Annotated in this window: 15 protein-coding genes and 1 pseudogene; 6 read left to right on the plus strand and 10 right to left on the minus strand. The window is 67.5% G+C overall.

The window, feature by feature from the left end; all coding sequences use genetic code 11:
• Positions 1 to 7 precede the first annotated feature (7 nt).
• From prcA to dop, 4 genes are all read right to left on the minus strand, one after another.
• Positions 8 to 757 (minus strand): proteasome subunit alpha, encoded by a 750-nt coding sequence (prcA, locus tag AC2VOK_RS09945; protein ID WP_428900325.1) that lies wholly within the window; start codon positions 755 to 757, stop codon positions 8 to 10.
• Entirely contained in the window at positions 754 to 1,632 is an 879-nt protein-coding gene (gene prcB / locus AC2VOK_RS09950) for a proteasome subunit beta (RefSeq protein WP_428900326.1), read from the minus strand. Before prcB ends, prcA begins: the two co-directional genes overlap by 4 nt.
• Complete coding sequence (locus AC2VOK_RS09955; protein WP_428900358.1) at positions 1,629 to 1,823, minus strand: ubiquitin-like protein Pup; 195 nt, start codon at positions 1,821 to 1,823, stop codon at positions 1,629 to 1,631. Before AC2VOK_RS09955 ends, prcB begins: the two co-directional genes overlap by 4 nt.
• A gap of 157 nt (positions 1,824 to 1,980) precedes the next feature.
• Positions 1,981 to 3,489, minus strand: coding sequence for a pup deamidase/depupylase (gene dop / locus AC2VOK_RS09960; RefSeq protein WP_428900327.1), 1,509 nt, complete (start codon positions 3,487 to 3,489; stop codon positions 1,981 to 1,983).
• Positions 3,490 to 3,650: 161 nt separating this feature from the next.
• Here dop and AC2VOK_RS09965 point away from each other — a divergent pair, with 161 nt between their 5' ends.
• Together AC2VOK_RS09965 and AC2VOK_RS09970 are read left to right on the plus strand one after the other, a co-directional pair.
• Positions 3,651 to 4,841 (plus strand): hypothetical protein, encoded by a 1,191-nt coding sequence (locus AC2VOK_RS09965; RefSeq protein ID WP_428900328.1) that lies wholly within the window; start codon positions 3,651 to 3,653, stop codon positions 4,839 to 4,841.
• Between the two features lie 9 nt (positions 4,842 to 4,850).
• A complete protein-coding gene (locus AC2VOK_RS09970; protein ID WP_428900329.1) occupies positions 4,851 to 5,495 on the plus strand; it encodes a hypothetical protein in 645 nt (214 codons plus the stop codon).
• A gap of 55 nt (positions 5,496 to 5,550) precedes the next feature.
• On the opposite strand, the gene arc is transcribed toward AC2VOK_RS09970, so the two are convergent.
• The gene (arc, locus tag AC2VOK_RS09975) at positions 5,551 to 7,380 is read right to left on the minus strand and encodes a proteasome ATPase (RefSeq protein WP_428900330.1); all 1,830 of its coding nucleotides are present in this window, start codon (positions 7,378 to 7,380) and stop codon (positions 5,551 to 5,553) included.
• Between the two features lie 278 nt (positions 7,381 to 7,658).
• On the opposite strand from arc, the gene lppK reads away from it, so the two are divergent.
• Together lppK and AC2VOK_RS09985 are read left to right on the plus strand one after the other, a co-directional pair.
• Positions 7,659 to 8,237 carry a lipoprotein LppK gene (gene lppK, locus AC2VOK_RS09980; RefSeq protein WP_428900359.1) on the plus strand — a complete coding sequence of 193 codons (579 nt, stop codon included), beginning with the start codon at positions 7,659 to 7,661 and terminating at the stop codon, positions 8,235 to 8,237.
• Positions 8,238 to 8,245: 8 nt separating this feature from the next.
• Positions 8,246 to 8,557, plus strand: a complete 312-nt coding sequence (locus AC2VOK_RS09985; RefSeq protein ID WP_421530109.1) for a DUF503 domain-containing protein — start codon at positions 8,246 to 8,248, stop codon at positions 8,555 to 8,557.
• Here AC2VOK_RS09985 and trmI read toward each other — a convergent pair.
• Positions 8,554 to 9,405 (minus strand): tRNA (adenine(58)-N(1))-methyltransferase TrmI, encoded by an 852-nt coding sequence (trmI, locus tag AC2VOK_RS09990; RefSeq protein ID WP_421530105.1) that lies wholly within the window; start codon positions 9,403 to 9,405, stop codon positions 8,554 to 8,556. The genes AC2VOK_RS09985 and trmI overlap by 4 nt on opposite strands.
• A 73-nt stretch (positions 9,406 to 9,478) precedes the next feature.
• On the opposite strand from trmI, the gene AC2VOK_RS09995 reads away from it, so the two are divergent.
• Positions 9,479 to 10,402, plus strand: a complete 924-nt coding sequence (locus AC2VOK_RS09995) for a RecB family exonuclease (protein WP_428900331.1) — start codon at positions 9,479 to 9,481, stop codon at positions 10,400 to 10,402.
• On the opposite strand, the pseudogene AC2VOK_RS10000 reads toward AC2VOK_RS09995, so the two are convergent.
• The 4 genes and pseudogenes from AC2VOK_RS10000 to AC2VOK_RS10015 form a co-directional block, all read right to left on the minus strand.
• A pseudogene (locus AC2VOK_RS10000) lies at positions 10,384 to 11,748 on the minus strand (FAD-containing oxidoreductase); the annotation flags it as partial. The gene AC2VOK_RS09995 and the pseudogene AC2VOK_RS10000 sit on opposite strands and share 19 nt — an antisense overlap.
• Positions 11,745 to 12,227: a DUF4126 family protein gene (locus tag AC2VOK_RS10005; protein WP_428900332.1), complete on the minus strand. Its 483-nt coding sequence runs from the start codon at positions 12,225 to 12,227 to the stop codon at positions 11,745 to 11,747. The pseudogene AC2VOK_RS10000 and the gene AC2VOK_RS10005, both read right to left, overlap by 4 nt.
• Before the next feature lie 115 nt (positions 12,228 to 12,342).
• The gene (hisG, locus tag AC2VOK_RS10010; protein WP_428900333.1) at positions 12,343 to 13,197 is read right to left on the minus strand and encodes an ATP phosphoribosyltransferase; all 855 of its coding nucleotides are present in this window, start codon (positions 13,195 to 13,197) and stop codon (positions 12,343 to 12,345) included.
• Between the two features lie 2 nt (positions 13,198 to 13,199).
• Positions 13,200 to 13,481, minus strand: coding sequence for a phosphoribosyl-ATP diphosphatase (locus tag AC2VOK_RS10015; RefSeq protein WP_421529472.1), 282 nt, complete (start codon positions 13,479 to 13,481; stop codon positions 13,200 to 13,202).
• 73 nt (positions 13,482 to 13,554) lie between these two features.
• Between AC2VOK_RS10015 and AC2VOK_RS10020 the strand changes: the two genes are divergently transcribed.
• Positions 13,555 to 14,355, plus strand: coding sequence for an enoyl-CoA hydratase/isomerase family protein (locus tag AC2VOK_RS10020; protein WP_428900334.1), 801 nt, complete (start codon positions 13,555 to 13,557; stop codon positions 14,353 to 14,355).
• The last annotated feature ends 40 nt before the right edge of the window (positions 14,356 to 14,395 follow it).

Here is a 14,395-nt window from a genome sequence, read left to right on the forward strand (position 1 = left end):
GGTCCCGTCACTGCGACGAGTTGGTGTCTTTCGCATCACTGACATCGGCTTTGGGCAGCAGCTCTTCCAACGCCGACCCGGTGATCCGCCGAAACGCCCGCCGCGGACGGTTGGCATCGAGGATCGCCACCTCCAGGCTGGACACACCGAGTTGGGGCTGATCGTTGCCGGTGCCGTCGGCATTGCCCGCCCGCAGCGCGTTCAGCGCGATCCCCAACGCGTCGGTAAGTTCGGCGTTCTCGGCGTAGGTCTGCTTGAGCGCATTGGTCACCGGCTCGGTGGTGCCGCCCATGACCACGAAATACGGTTCGTCCGCGATCGACCCGTCATAGGTGACGCGATACAACTCGGGCGGTTTCGTCTCGCCGACATGGGCGACCTCGGCGACGCACAGCTCGACCTCGTAGGGCTTGGCCTGCTCGGTGAAGATCGTGCCCAGCGTCTGCGCGTAGACATTGGCCAACTGGCGACCGGTGACGTCCCTGCGGGCGTAGGCGTAGCCGCGGGTGTCGGCGAATTGGATGCCACCGCGCCGCAAGTTGTCGAATTCGTTGAACTTGCCCGCGGCCGCGAAACCGACCCGGTCATACAATTCGCTGATCTTCTGCAACAACCGCGACGGATTGTCAGCGACGAATAGCACGCCGTCGGCGTAGGTCAGGGCCACCACGCTGCGGCCGCGCGCGATGCCCTTGCGCGCGAGTTCGCTGCGCTCGCGCATCGCCTGCTCGGGCGAGATGAAATACGGGAAACTCATGACTCACCCCAGAGGTCTGCCTCCGGGCCGAAAGTGTCGGCGCGCGAACGACTTTCGATGACCTCGCGCGCGAGTTCGGCGATGCGTTCCTCGGGCACCTCGACCGCGCCGTCGGCGCCGATGGTGGCCGCCGTGGGGTAGATACCCCGCACCAGATCGGGACCGCCGGTGGCCGAGTCGTCGTCGGCGGCATCGTAGAGCGCCTCGACGGCCACCCGCAGGGCAGAGTCGGCATCGGTTACCCGCGAGTACAACTTCTTCATCGACGACTTGGCGAACACCGACCCGGACCCCACCGACTGGTAACCCTCTTCCTCCATGTTCCAGCCGCCGGCCGCATCGAAGGACACGATCCGCCCCGCCTTTTGCGGGTCCGCGGCGTTGATGTCGTAGCCGGCGAGCAACGGCAGCGCCACCAAGCCCTGCATCGCGGCGCCCAGGTTGCCGCGCACCATGGTGGCCAGCCGGTTGACCTTGCCGGGAAAAGTCAGCGGCACGCCTTCGAGCTTCTCGTAATGCTCGAGCTCGACCGCATACAGCCGGGCGAACTCGACCGCGATCGCGGCGGTGCCTGCGATGCCCGTCGCCGTGTAGTCGTCGGTGATGTACACCTTGTTGACGTCGCGGCCCGCGATCAAGTTTCCCTGCGTGGAGCGCCGGTCACCGGCGATGACGACGCCGCCGGGGTATTTCAGCGCAACGATGGTGGTGCCGTGCGCCAGTTGGCCACCGGCCTGCGCGCCTCCACCCCAACCCGCCGGCAGCAATTCCGGCGCTTGGCGGCGGAGCAGGTCGGCGAACGAGGACAGATTGAGTGCTGAGGCGTCGGAAATCGCGGGGTTAGTGGGCAGGCGGTCGGAGAACTGCCAGGTCACTGTCCACCCTTCTGCACGTACGCGCGGACGAAGTCCTCCGCGTTCTCCTCGAGGACGTCGTCAATCTCGTCGAGCAGATCGTCGGTGTCTTCGGCCAATTTCTCACGGCGCTCCTGGCCCGCGGCCGTGGTGTCGGTGAAGTCGTCGTCATCGCCGCCACCACCACCACGCTTGGTCTGCTCCTGCGCCATCGCCGCCTCCTGCTTGATGAACAGCCGCGTCACGCGCCTGCTGGTATTGCTCTACCCTACCGTTCCACTCCGACGTTTCTCGGCTCCACACCGGTATTGTCGGCCCGTCCCGCCATGTCGCACGTCGTGCGCCCGCAAACAATCGACTCACCCGATATCAGCTGGTCAACTGCTGGACCAGCTCGGCAGCACTGTCCACCGAGTCCAGCAGCGCGCCAACGTGGGCTTTGCTGCCCCGCAGCGGTTCCAGGGTGGGAATGCGGACCAGCGAATCGCCGCCCAGGTCGAAGATGACCGAGTCCCAACTCGCCGCCGCGATGTCGGCACCGAACCTGCGCAGGCACTCACCGCGGAAGTAGGCGCGGGTGTCCGTCGGCGGACTGTCGACGGCGTTGAGTACCTGCTGCTCGCTGACCAGACGCTTCATGGATCCGCGCGCCACCAGCCGGTTGTACAGACCCTTGTCCAGCCGGACGTCGGAATATTGCAGATCCACCAGGTGCAGCCGCGGCGCCGACCAGCTCAGGTTCTCCCGCTGCCGAAAGCCTTCCAGCAGTCGCAACTTGGCCGGCCAGTCGAGCAGCTCGGCGCAGTCCATGGGGTCGCGTTCGAGTTGGTCGAGCACGTGCGCCCAGGTCTTGACGACGTCGGACGCGCGCGGATCAGGGTCGCGGTTGTCGACCAGCTTCGCCACCCGATCCAGGTAGATACGCTGGAGTGCCAGACCCGTCAGCTCACGACCGTCGGCCAGGGCAACGGTGGCGCGCAGCGCGGGATCGCGGCTGATCGCGTGGACGGCCTGCACCGGACGGGCCAGAGTCAGGTCGCTGAGGTCTATCCCGTGGGCGGGGCCCTCTTCGATCACGTCGAGCACGAGCGCGGTGGTGCCGAGCTTGAGGTAGGTCGAGGTCTCGGCAAGGTTGGCGTCCCCGATGATCACGTGCAGCCGTCGATACCTGTCCGCATCGGCGTGCGGTTCGTCACGGGTGTTGATGATCCCGCGCTTCAGCGTGGTCTCCAGCCCGACCTCGACCTCGATGTAGTCGGAGCGCTGGGACAGCTGGAAGCCCGGCTCGTCACCGGATGGCCCGATACCCACCCGGCCGGAGCCGGTCACCACCTGACGCGACACCAGGAACGGGGTCAGCCCGGCGATGATCGCCGAAAATGGCGTCTGCCGGCTCATCAGATAGTTTTCGTGCGTGCCGTAGGAGGCGCCCTTGCCGTCGACATTGTTCTTGTAGAGCTGCAGCTTCGCTGCGCCTGGCACGCTGGCGACGTGGCGGGCTGCGGCTTCCATCACGCGCTCGCCGGCCTTGTCCCAGATCACCGCGTCGAGGGGGTCGGTGCACTCGGGCGCGGAGTACTCGGGGTGGGCATGGTCGACGTAGAGCCGCGCCCCGTTCGTCAGGATCATGTTGGCAGCACCGACCTCGTCAGCGTCGACCACCGGCGGCGGTCCGGTCGACCGGCTCAGATCGAAGCCACGGGCGTCGCGTAGCGGCGATTCGACCTCATAGTCCCAACGGGTGCGTTTGGCGCGCTGAATGCCGGCGGCGGCGGCGTAGGCCAACACCGCCTGTGTCGAGGTGAGGATCGGGTTGGCGGTCGGGTCCGAAGGCGACGAGATACCGTACTCGACCTCCGTCCCGATAATCCGTTGCATGCCATCAGCCTAGGCCCGCCGACCCCGGACCTCCGAGCGGCCTGCGAGGCGGGGCGGGAGGAGGCGGGCGCGACGCAGATGCCGGGGACGTGTCCGTCGCCGGACCCCGACACGGCGCTGTCGCCGGCGCACCGGGCGCGCCGGCCGTAGGGTGAGCCGTCATGGGCCTTACTCTTCGCCGCCCGCCGGCCGGACCGTCGCCAGGCGACGCGACCGAAAGTTGGTTCCTGGCAAGAGGCTTGCCGTTGGTGCTGACTCCGCGGGCGCGGGGACGGCGGCTCTGGCCCCGGTCGGCTCCCGTGTTGGCGGCCTACGCGACAACCGAGGGCTGCGAACTCGCGATCTGGATGATCACCGGCGACCGCAACGTCGACATCGTCGGAAACCCGACTGCTGTCGAATGGGGACTGCTGGCCATACTCGGCGCCATGCTGCCGCTGGCCGCCGTCGTCGGCTGGCTGGTGTCCCGAATGTCGGGCAGCCGCAGCCGCACGGTCGTCGCATCCATGGCGGTGGCCTTCGCAACGATGACCGGAACCCTCGAAACCGGCCCGATTCACGTGCTGCGGATCGCCGGCCTGGTAGCGCTGGTGTTGCTCCTGACCTCCTCCGGCGCCGGGGCGGTGCTTGCCTGGGCCGTGCGGATGACCTTGTCGCACCTCGCGGCGGTCGGCTCAATGGCGGTGCGGGCCCTGCCCGTCGTGTTGCTGACCGTCCTGGTGTTCCTCAACCCCTACGTCTGGCTCATGGCGGCGACGATCAGCCAGCAGCGGCTCTGGCTGGCGCTGCTGTTTCTGGTCGCCATCGCGGCGGCGTTCGTCGTATCGGGAAGTCTGGAACGGGTCCGGCCAATGCTCCGGGCGACTGCCGCACCGCCCCATGACTGCGAACGGCTGACGGGCACGCCCTTTGCGAACATGACCGACCCGCCGAACAGCCCTCCACTTACCCGGGCCGAACGCGTCAACGTGGTGTTCGTGCTCGCCACCTCGCAGCTGGTGCAGATCCTGGTGGTGGCCGCGGTCATCGCCACGATCTTCTTCGTGCTCGGGCTGACCCTGCTCAGCGAACCGCTGCTCGCCGAATGGACCCACAACAAGGGATCGACCCACGGGACGCTGCTGGGAACGACGATTCCGGTGCCGCAGCCGCTGATCAACACTTGTCTGTTCCTCGTCGCGCTGTCGTTCATGTACATCGGTGCCCGTGCGGTCGGCGACGGCGAATACCGTTCCACCTTCCTCGACCCGCTGATCGAGGACCTGCATGTCACCCTGATCGCGCGCAACCGCTACCGCGGTGCCCTCGCAACGGCCGCGCCCGCTGTTGACGCCTCGCACGGCACTGGCTAATTTCACCGTGTGTCCGCCCCCGAATCCGACCCCGTAGCGGGTCAAGATGCGACCGACTTGGCCGGGAAGCGTTACGGCGAAGTGCTTCTGGTCCAGGTTGACGAGTCGGGCCCGCAGGCCACCGTCTACAACAGCTTCCCGCTCAACGACTGCCCCGCCGAGCTGTGGTTGGCGCTCGATCCCCGGGCCATCGCCACCGAACACGGCGCGGCCGCGGCACTACTCAACGGCCCGCGCTACTGGCTGATGAACGCCATCGAAAAGAAGCCGCAGGGCCCGCAGGAGACGAAGACCTTCGGCGGGATCGACATGATCCGCCAAGCCACGGTCGCGATGTCGTCGATGAACCCGGCTCCTTACAGCGTCAACGAGGTGGACCGCAACACCGTCTTCGTCTTCAACGCCGGCGAGGAGATCTACGAACTGCTCGACCCCGACGGGCGATGCTGGGTCATGCAGACCTACAGCCAGGTCGCCGATCCGGGCCTGTCACGCACGGACCTGCCCGGGCTTGCCGACCGGCTCACGCTGCCCGAAGGCTGGAGCTACCAACCGCGGGTGCTCACCGAGACCCTGCGCATCGACACCACGACCAAGCCGGCCAAGGTCACTCAGGACGACCTCACCAACAGCTATTCACTCGCCGAGACATAAAATACGAACACCCTGCCCGGCGTGTCGTGTGCGTGGCTTATGTGTCGCTGTGGCGCTACAAGTACTGGCCCAGGTTGGACTCGGTGTCGATGGCCCGCGACGCGCTCGACGACTTGCCGGTGACCAAGGTGCGGATGTAAACGATCCGCTCGCCTTTCTTGCCAGAGATCCGGGCCCAGTCATCGGGGTTGGTGGTGTTGGGCAGGTCCTCGTTCTCGGCGAACTCGTCGACGATTGAGTCGAGCAGGTGCTGGATGCGCAGACCCGGCTGCCCCGTTTCGAGCACCGACTTGATGGCGTTCTTCTTCGCCCGGTCGACGACGTTCTGGATCATCGCCCCGGAGTTGAAGTCCTTGAAGTACATGACTTCCTTGTCGCCGTTGGCGTAGGTCACTTCCAGGAACCGGTTGTCGTCGATCTCGGCGTACATCCGGTCGACGACCTTTTCGATCATCGCCTTGATGCACGCCCCGCGGTCGCCGCCGAATTCGGCGAGGTCGTCGGCGTGCACAGGCAGCGACTCGACGAGGTACTTCGAGAAGATGTCCTGTGCCGCTTCGGCATCGGGCCGCTCGATCTTGATCTTCACGTCGAGGCGGCCGGGGCGCAGGATCGCCGGGTCGATCATGTCCTCGCGGTTGGAGGCGCCGATCACGATGACGTTCTCGAGCCCCTCCACGCCGTCGATCTCGCTCAAAAGCTGCGGGACGACCGTGGTTTCGACGTCCGATGAGACACCGGTTCCCCGGGTGCGGAAGATCGAGTCCATCTCGTCGAAGAACACGATCACCGGCGTTCCCTCCGACGCCTTCTCCCGGGCGCGCTGGAAGATCAGCCGGATGTGCCGCTCGGTCTCGCCGACAAACTTGTTGAGCAGCTCGGGGCCCTTGATGTTGAGGAAGTACGACTTGGCCTCGCGGGCGTCGTCGCCGCGCACCTCGGCCATCTTCTTGGCCAGCGAGTTGGCCACCGCCTTGGCGATCAGCGTCTTACCGCAGCCAGGCGGACCGTAGAGCAGCACGCCTTTGGGCGGACGCAGCGCGTACTCCCGGTAGAGTTCCTTGTGCAGGAACGGCAACTCGACCGCGTCGCGGATCTGCTCGATCTGGCGGGTCAGCCCACCGATATCGGAGTAGCTGACGTCGGGCACCTCCTCTAGGACCAGGTCTTCGACCTCGGCCTTGGGAATGCGCTCGAAGGCGTAGCCGGCTTTGCTGTCGACCAGCAGCGAGTCACCGGGGCGGAGCTTGCGGGGCTTGGTGTCGTCGTTGAGCGCATCCGGGACACCGTCGGGCAGGTCCTCGGCGACCAGCGGCTCGGCGAGCCACACGATGCGCTCCTCGTCGGCGTGGCCGACGACCAGAGCCCGGTTGCCGTCGGCCAGGACTTCCCGCAACGTCGAGATCTCGCCGACCGATTCGAACGTGCCGGCCTCGACGACGGTCAGGGCCTCGTTGAGCCGGACCGTCTGGCCCTTCCGCAGCACCGTGGCATCGATGTTCGGCGAGCACGTCAGGCGCATCTTGCGGCCTGACGTGAACACGTCGACGGTTTCGTCGTCGTGGGTGCCCAGCAGGACGCCGTAGCCACTGGGCGGCTGCCCGAGCCGATCGACCTCCTCGCGCAGCGCCAGCAGTTGCTGGCGGGCTTCTTTGAGGGTCTCCATCAACTTGGAGTTGCGGGCCGCCAGCGAGTCGATACGGGCCTCGAGTTGGTGCACCTCACGGGCTGTGCGGCCACCACCGTTCGTGCCAACGGCCTGCTCGAGTTGCTCGCGAAGCAGCGCCGCCTCACGCCGTAGTTGCTCCAATTCGGCAGCGTCGCCACTGGACGGGTTCGGCCCCCGGGTGTCACCGAATGCATCAGAACGCTCTGAGTCACCCATGTTGCGCTCCTTTCCCGCACCAGGAATTGGTGCAGCGGATACTTCAACGCTACCGGCGATTGGCTCGTGATGTGTGGATCCGAATGCCGCCGAAAGGTTAAAACTGTGATGCCGCTGGTAACGTCGCGTTGCAGTCGGCGGATCGGAAGGGAATGCGTGACCCCAAAACCCCTTGCCACGGGAATAACCAGCGCCGACGTCACCGGCGCGGGAACCTCCGATGTGGCATGTACTGCGGTCGCCGACGCGGACGGGCAATGGCGGGGCTGAGCGACTGGATGCGCCGGCAACTCTGCCTTGCACTGGCCGCTGTGGCCGCGTTCGGAATCTCGGCGTGTTCACCCTCCAAGCCCACGGTGGCGTTGCCGCTGTCCTCGCGGGCGGTACCGACGTCGCCACCTCCGGTGGCCACTCCCCCGAAGGTCGACTTGCCCACACCCCAGGCGCTGACCGACGTGCTGAACCGGCTCGCCGACCCGAATGTCCCTGCCGCCGACAAGGTCGACCTCATCGAGGGCGCGACCCCCGAGAATGCGGGCACCCTGGACAAGTTCACCACCGCGCTGCACGACAACGGCTATCTGCCGATGACCTTCGGTGCCGACGACATCGCGTGGTCGGACACCAACCCCTCGGACGTCAAGGCCACGGTCACTGTCCACACCGCCAAGGCGGACAACCGCAACTTCACCTTTCCCATGGAGTTCACTCCCTCCCAGGAAGGCTGGCAGTTGTCGCGACCGACGGCGGAGATGCTGTTAGCGCTGGGCAAGTCGTCATCGCCGACGACCTCCGGCCCGCCGGCCGCCCCCGCACCGGCTCCTCCCCAGGCTCCGGTTCCGGCTCCGCCGCGTTGACCGGCGTGATGTGGATCGGCTGGATCGAGTTCGACGTGCTGCTCGGTGACGTGCGATCACTGAAACAGAAGCGCTCGGCGGTTCGTCCGGTGGTCGCCGAGCTGCAGCGCAAGCTCGGTGTGTCGGCGGCCGAAACCGGTTCCCTCGGGCTGCATCGGAGGGCCGGCATCGGTGTGGCCGTGGTTTCCGGCGACCGCAGCCATGCGGCCGACGTCCTCGACGCCGCCGAGCGTCTCGTCGCAGCGCATCCCGAGTTCGAACTGCTGTCCGCGCGGCGCCGACTGGTGCGCAGCGGCGACCTGGACGGCCACCAGCGCTAGCCGTCGCGTCCCGGGCGCTTGCGGCCCAACGGCGCCGGGGCCACCGCGCCGGGAGCGAGCCGCCGCGTGAAGATCAGGAACGCGGTGTGCCCGCGCATCGTGTGTTGCGGCCGCACGGCCAGGCCGACCACGTTCCAGCCCCGCTGCAGGGTCTCCCAGGCGCGCGGCTCGATCCAGCACTGCTGGGCCCGCAGCGCCTCGACCGCCTTGGACAGCTGAGTTACCGTGGCAACGTAGATGATCAGGACCCCGCCGGCCACCACCAGCCGAGACACCGTGTCCAGCACGTCCCAGGGCGCGAGCATGTCCAGCACCGCGCGGTCGAAAAAGCCGTCGGGAAAGTCGGAGTCGCAGACGTCGCTGACGATCAGCTGCCAGTTCCCGGGCGGACGGCCCGGATCGCCGGAGAAGTCAGCGACGTTGCGCCGGGCGTGCTCGGCGTGCTCGGCGCGCTGCTCGTAGGAGACCACCCGCCCGTCGGGCCCGACCGCGCGCAGCAGCGAAAGGGTCAGCGCGCCGGACCCGGCCCCGGCCTCGAGCACGCGCGCGCCCGGGAATATGTCGCCCTCGTGCACGATCTGGGCGGCGTCTTTGGGATAGATCACCTGCGGCCCGCGTGGCATCGACATCACGTTGTCGACGAGCAGCGGGCGCATCACGAGGAACAGGGCGCCGTTGCTGGATTTGACGACGCTGCCCTGCTGCAGACCGATCAACGCGTCGTGGGCGATCGAGCCGCGGTGGGTGTGGAACTCGGCGCCGGGGGCCAGCGACAGCGTGTAGCGCCGGCCCTTGGCATCGGTGAGCTGGACGCGTTCCCCGCTGGTGAACGGACCGGTGGCAAACACGCCGTCCAGCGTGCCAGCCGACTCACCGTCGCCGGTGCCCGGGGTTGTCGGCGCGCAGACCTAGGCTGCGGGAATGACCGTCCAACCGGAGACACGCCCGCCGCGGCCGGCTCCAAAACCGGCTCCAAAACCGGCACTGTCACCGTCGCGGGCGGCGGACTTCAAGCAGTGCCCGCTGCTGTACCGGTTCCGGGCGATCGACCGGTTGCCCGAGGCCCCGTCGGCGGCGCAGTTGCGGGGTTCGGTGGTGCACGCCGCATTGGAGCAGCTCTACGGCCTGCCGGCAGTGCGGCGCGGCCCCGACGCAGCGCGGTCCCTGGTGGAGTCGGCGTGGGAGCACGTGGTCGCCGCGGAGCCCGACCTGGCCGGCCAGTTCGATCCCGACCAGCGGAGCCGGCTGATCGAGGAGGCCCGGGACCTGCTCTCCGGCTACTACCGGCTCGAAGACCCGACCCGGTTCGACCCGCAGTGCTGCGAAGAGCGGGTGGAAGTCGAACTTGCCGATGGCACGCTGCTGCGCGGCTTCATCGACCGCATCGACGTCGCCGCCACCGGCGAGGTGCGGGTGGTGGACTACAAGACGGGCAAGGCGCCGCCGGCCGCACGGGCTGCGGGGGGCTTCACGGCCGAGTTCAAGGCGATGTTCCAGATGAAGTTCTACGCGGTGGCACTGCTGCGTTCCCGCGGTGTGCTGCCCACCCGGCTGCGCCTGATCTACCTCGCCGACGGTCAGGTGCTGGACTACTCGCCGGATCACGACGAGCTGCTGCGCTTCGAGAAGACGCTGATGGCGATGTGGCGCGCCATCCAATCCGCCGGCCAGAGCGGCGATTTCCGGCCCAAGCAGTCGCGGCTGTGCGACTGGTGTCCCCACCAGCAGCACTGCCCACTGTTCGGGGGAACGCCCCCGCCCTACCCCGGCTGGCCGGAGACCTCTGCGGTCGAAGGTGTTCCGCCTTGCCCCTCAGCGCTGTCACAGAGCGGCGAGAGCTCCTGAAGCATCGTGGGGACGAGCTCGCTGACGGTGGGGTGGATGTGCATGGTGCGCGACAGCGTGGTGTAGGGCGCGTCGGCGGACATGACATCCAGGATGGCGTGAATCGCCTCGTCGCCGCCGACCCCCAGGATCGCCGCCCCCAGGATCTTCTCGGTGTCGGCGTCGACGATGATCTTCATGAAGCCTTGCGTTTCGCCCTTTTCCACAGCTCTGCCGACCCGGGTCATCGGCCGCTTACCGAGCAACGCCCTGCGACCCGAGGCCCGCACCTGGGCGACGGTCATGCCGGCCCGCCCCAGCGGCGGGTCGATGTAGAGCGCGTAGGCGGTGATGCGGTCGCTGACGTGCCGCGTATCACCGTCGAGCAGGTTGGCGGCCACGATCTCGAAGTCGTTGTACGAGGTGTGGGTGAACGCACCCCGGCCGTTGCAATCGCCCATCGCCCAGATGTGATCGACGCTCGTCTTGAGCCCGTCGTCGACCACGATGTAGCCGCGGCCGTCGGTCTGCACACCGGCCGCCGGTAGACCCAGGTCGTCGGTGTTGGGCCGTCGCCCCACCGCCAGCAGCAGATGGCTGCCTGCGACCGGCGCGACACCAAGGCCAGGTGTGAGCTCGAACCCGTTGGCGTTGTTGGTGATTCGCACGTCGTCAGCGCCAAGGACGACGTCGATCCCTTCGTTCTCCAAGATGTCCTTGATGGCTCCCGACACATCGTCGTCTTCGCGGGACGCAAGCCTGCGACCCCGCTCGACGACGGTGACCCGGGACCCGAACCTCCGGTACATCTGCGCGAACTCCAGCGCGATGTAGCTGCCGCCCACAATGACCAGATGCGTTGGCAGCATGTCCAATTCGAGGACCGACACGTTGGTCAGGTAGTCGACGCCGCTGAGTCCGGGAATGTCGGGCACCACCGCACGGCCACCGACGTTGAGGAAGATCCGCTCGGCGCTCAGCAGGTCGTCCCCGACCCGCAGGGTGTGCGGGTCCTCGAAACGCGCATGGCCGCGAACGACGGTGCAGCCGTCCATGCCGGCCAACCAACTTTCGACACCCTCTCGGTCCTTGAGCATGATCTCGTCTTTGCGCGCCTTGACTCTCGCCATGTCCACGCTGATCGGCCCGGTTCCGATGCCGTAGTCCGCGCCGCGCCGGGCCAGATACGCGGCGTGCGCGCTGGCCACCAGCGTTTTGGTGGGAATGCATCCGGTGTTGACGCAGGTGCCTCCGATGAGCTTGCGTTCGACGATGGCGACGCGCTGCCCGGCGGCCGTCAGCCGGCCGGCCAGCGGCGGTCCCGCTTGGCCGGCACCGACGATGATCGCATCGAAACGCTTTGTCACAGGCCGGCCGTCAGCGCCAGGATCGCGAACCCACCCAGGATGGCGACCGCGTCCTCGAGCAACGCGATCGGCAGGTCCTGCCCGCCGCGGGCTTCCACCAGCCGCCGGCGCACCTGATAGCCGCCCATGGTGCCCAACACCGCGCCGATCACACCGCAACCCAGCGCGGAAAAGGTGAAATGCCACGCAGCGCCGAGCACCGCGCCGGCGAATGCCCCCATCGTGATCCGTGCGGCGAACGGCGGTAGCGCGGTGCGCGGCGGCGTCTTCGGGAGCTTGTCGGTGACGAGTTCGGCGATCGCCAGGACGGTGACGATGGCGACCGTGATCCCATTGCCCATCCAGGATGCCCAGGTTTCCTGTACGTCGATCCACCCGAACATGGCGGCCCACGCGACGACAGCGGGGGCCGTCAGGGTACGCAGCCCGGCGACGACGCCGATCAACAAGGCCATCAGCAAAACAAGCGCATGTAACACGCAGGTCCTCCCGGCAACGAGCGGTCCGGCGACCGTCGGGGTAACAGCCCATGGAGACAACGCGGATGACGGCCTTAGGCGGACGTTAACACAGCCGTGCGCGTCGGACCCACTATCAGAACCGGCAAAACCTGATGTCCGAAGCGAGAATCGCCTTCGCGCCGATCGCGGCGAGCTCGTCCATGACCTCGTTGACGCCCCGTCGGGGCACCAGTGCGCGGATGGCGACCCAGTCCGGGTCGGCGAGCGGCGCGATCGTCGGCGACTCCAGCCCCGGCGTGATCGCGGTGGCCCGGTCCAGCACCGAGCGCGGGCAGTCGTAGTCGAGCATCAGGTACTGCTGGCCGAAAACCACACCCTGGATCCGCGCCACCAGTTGGTCGCGCGCAGCCCTGGCCTGCTCGGCCTCGTAGTCCATGCTCTCGATCAGCACCGCCTCCGAATCGCACAGCGGCTCGCCGAAGGCGACGAGGTGATGCAGGCTCAGTGTCCGTCCGGACCCCACCACGTCGGCGATCGCGTCGGCGACCCCGAGTTGCACCGAGATCTCCACCGCGCCGTCGAGCCCGATGACGGTCGCCTCAATACCCCGCTCGGCCAAGTCTTTCCGGACCAGGTTCGGGTAGGCGGTCGCGATGCGTTTGCCGGCCAGGTCGGCCGTCGTCCACTTGTGCCCGGCCGGGCCGGCGTAGCGGAAGCTGGACGACCCGAAGCCGAGCGCCAGGCACTCGCGCACCGCCGCACCCGAATCGCACACCAGATCGCGTCCGGTGATCCCGAAATCGAGTTCTCCCGAACCGACATAGATCGCAATGTCTTTAGGGCGCAGGAAGAAGAACTCGACTTGGTTGACTGGGTCGAGGACTGTCAAGTCCTTGGGATCGGATCGGCGACGGTAGCCGGCCTCCGCGAGGATTTCGGAGGCCGGCTCGCTCAGCGAACCCTTGTTGGGAACCGCGACCCGCAACATGTTCACAGCTTCCGGTAGATGTCGTCGAGGGACAGGCCGCGCGCGATCATCAGCACCTGCGTCCAGTAGAGCAATTGGCTGATCTCCTCGGCGAGCGCGTCGTCGGCTTCGTGCTCGGCGGCCAGCCACACCTCGCCGGCCTCCTCGAGGATCTTCTTGCCCAGCCGATGCACCCCGCCGTCCAGCGCGGCGACCGTGGCGCTGCCGGCGGGTCGGGTGCGGGCGCGGTCGCCCAGTTCGGCGAACAAATCCTCGAAGGTCTTCACGGCCAGCGATTGTGTCATGCGGGGGAAGGCACAGTCACGGCGGTTTCGCCCCGCATCGCCAAGACCGGCCGCTCGCGGCATACGGTGGGGCATGGATTTCTCCGAGATCGTCGTCACCGTTGCGGGACCCCGGGGCGACATCACCTTGAACCGCCCGGAGAAGCTCAACCCCCTGAGCACGACGACGCTCAACGAATTGGTCCTGGCCGCGCGATATCTCGATTCCCTGCCCACCGTCAAGGTGGTCGTCGTGGCCGGCAACGGACGGGCCTTCAGCGCGGGCGCGGACCTCGCGTCGTTCGCGACGCCGCGCGATCGCGGCGACCCGGCAACTGTGGGCGCGACGCGCGAGGCGGCCGACGCCGGACGGCGGATGGCCGATGCGATCGAGGCAATGAACGCGGTGACCATCGCGCGTCTGCACGGCCACTGCGTCGGGGGTGGCGTCGTTCTGGCGGCGGCCTGCGACTTGCGTGTCGCGGCCGACGACACCCGCTTCGTGATTCCCGAAGTCGACCTGGGCATTCCGCTGGCCTGGGGTGGTATCCCCCGGCTGGTGCGCGAAATCGGTCCCGCCAGGACGAAGGAACTTGTCATGACCTGCCGCCCGTTCGACGCGAACGAAGCGCTTGCTGTCGGCTTCGTGAACCGGATGGTGCCCGCGGCCGGGCTCAGCGCCGCCGTCGACGAACTCGTCGGCCGGCTGGCCGCGAAGTCCGCGCTGACGCTGACCGCCACCAAACGCCACACCAACGCGGTGACCGAGTCGATGGTCGGGACAGCGCGGGCCTGGAATGACGCCGATTCGCTGGCCACCGCGCTGCGCGACCCCGAATCGCGGGCGGCGGGAACGGCTTACCTGAAGCGCTTGGGCCGCGACTACACGGGTTGAGCGTGAACGAGGCCGACCTAAATTCACCGAACCTGTAGAT

The organism is Mycobacterium sp. TH-M116 (assembly GCF_057473685.1).

Coding starts and splice junctions, on each gene's coding strand:
- prcA (WP_428900325.1), bottom strand. CDS start 757: ATGAGTTTCCCGTATTTCATCTCGCCCGAGCAGGCGATGCGCGAGCGC.
- AC2VOK_RS09955 (WP_428900358.1), bottom strand. CDS start 1,823: ATGGCGCAGGAGCAGACCAAGCGTGGTGGTGGTGGCGGCGATGACGAC.
- dop (WP_428900327.1), bottom strand. CDS start 3,489: ATGCAACGGATTATCGGGACGGAGGTCGAGTACGGTATCTCGTCGCCT.
- AC2VOK_RS09965 (WP_428900328.1), top strand. CDS start 3,651: ATGGGCCTTACTCTTCGCCGCCCGCCGGCCGGACCGTCGCCAGGCGAC.
- arc (WP_428900330.1), bottom strand. CDS start 7,380: ATGGGTGACTCAGAGCGTTCTGATGCATTCGGTGACACCCGGGGGCCG.
- lppK (WP_428900359.1), top strand. CDS start 7,659: ATGCGCCGGCAACTCTGCCTTGCACTGGCCGCTGTGGCCGCGTTCGGA.
- AC2VOK_RS09985 (WP_421530109.1), top strand. CDS start 8,246: ATGTGGATCGGCTGGATCGAGTTCGACGTGCTGCTCGGTGACGTGCGA.
- AC2VOK_RS09995 (WP_428900331.1), top strand. CDS start 9,479: ATGACCGTCCAACCGGAGACACGCCCGCCGCGGCCGGCTCCAAAACCG.
- hisG (WP_428900333.1), bottom strand. CDS start 13,197: ATGTTGCGGGTCGCGGTTCCCAACAAGGGTTCGCTGAGCGAGCCGGCC.
- AC2VOK_RS10015 (WP_421529472.1), bottom strand. CDS start 13,481: ATGACACAATCGCTGGCCGTGAAGACCTTCGAGGATTTGTTCGCCGAA.
- AC2VOK_RS10020 (WP_428900334.1), top strand. CDS start 13,555: ATGGATTTCTCCGAGATCGTCGTCACCGTTGCGGGACCCCGGGGCGAC.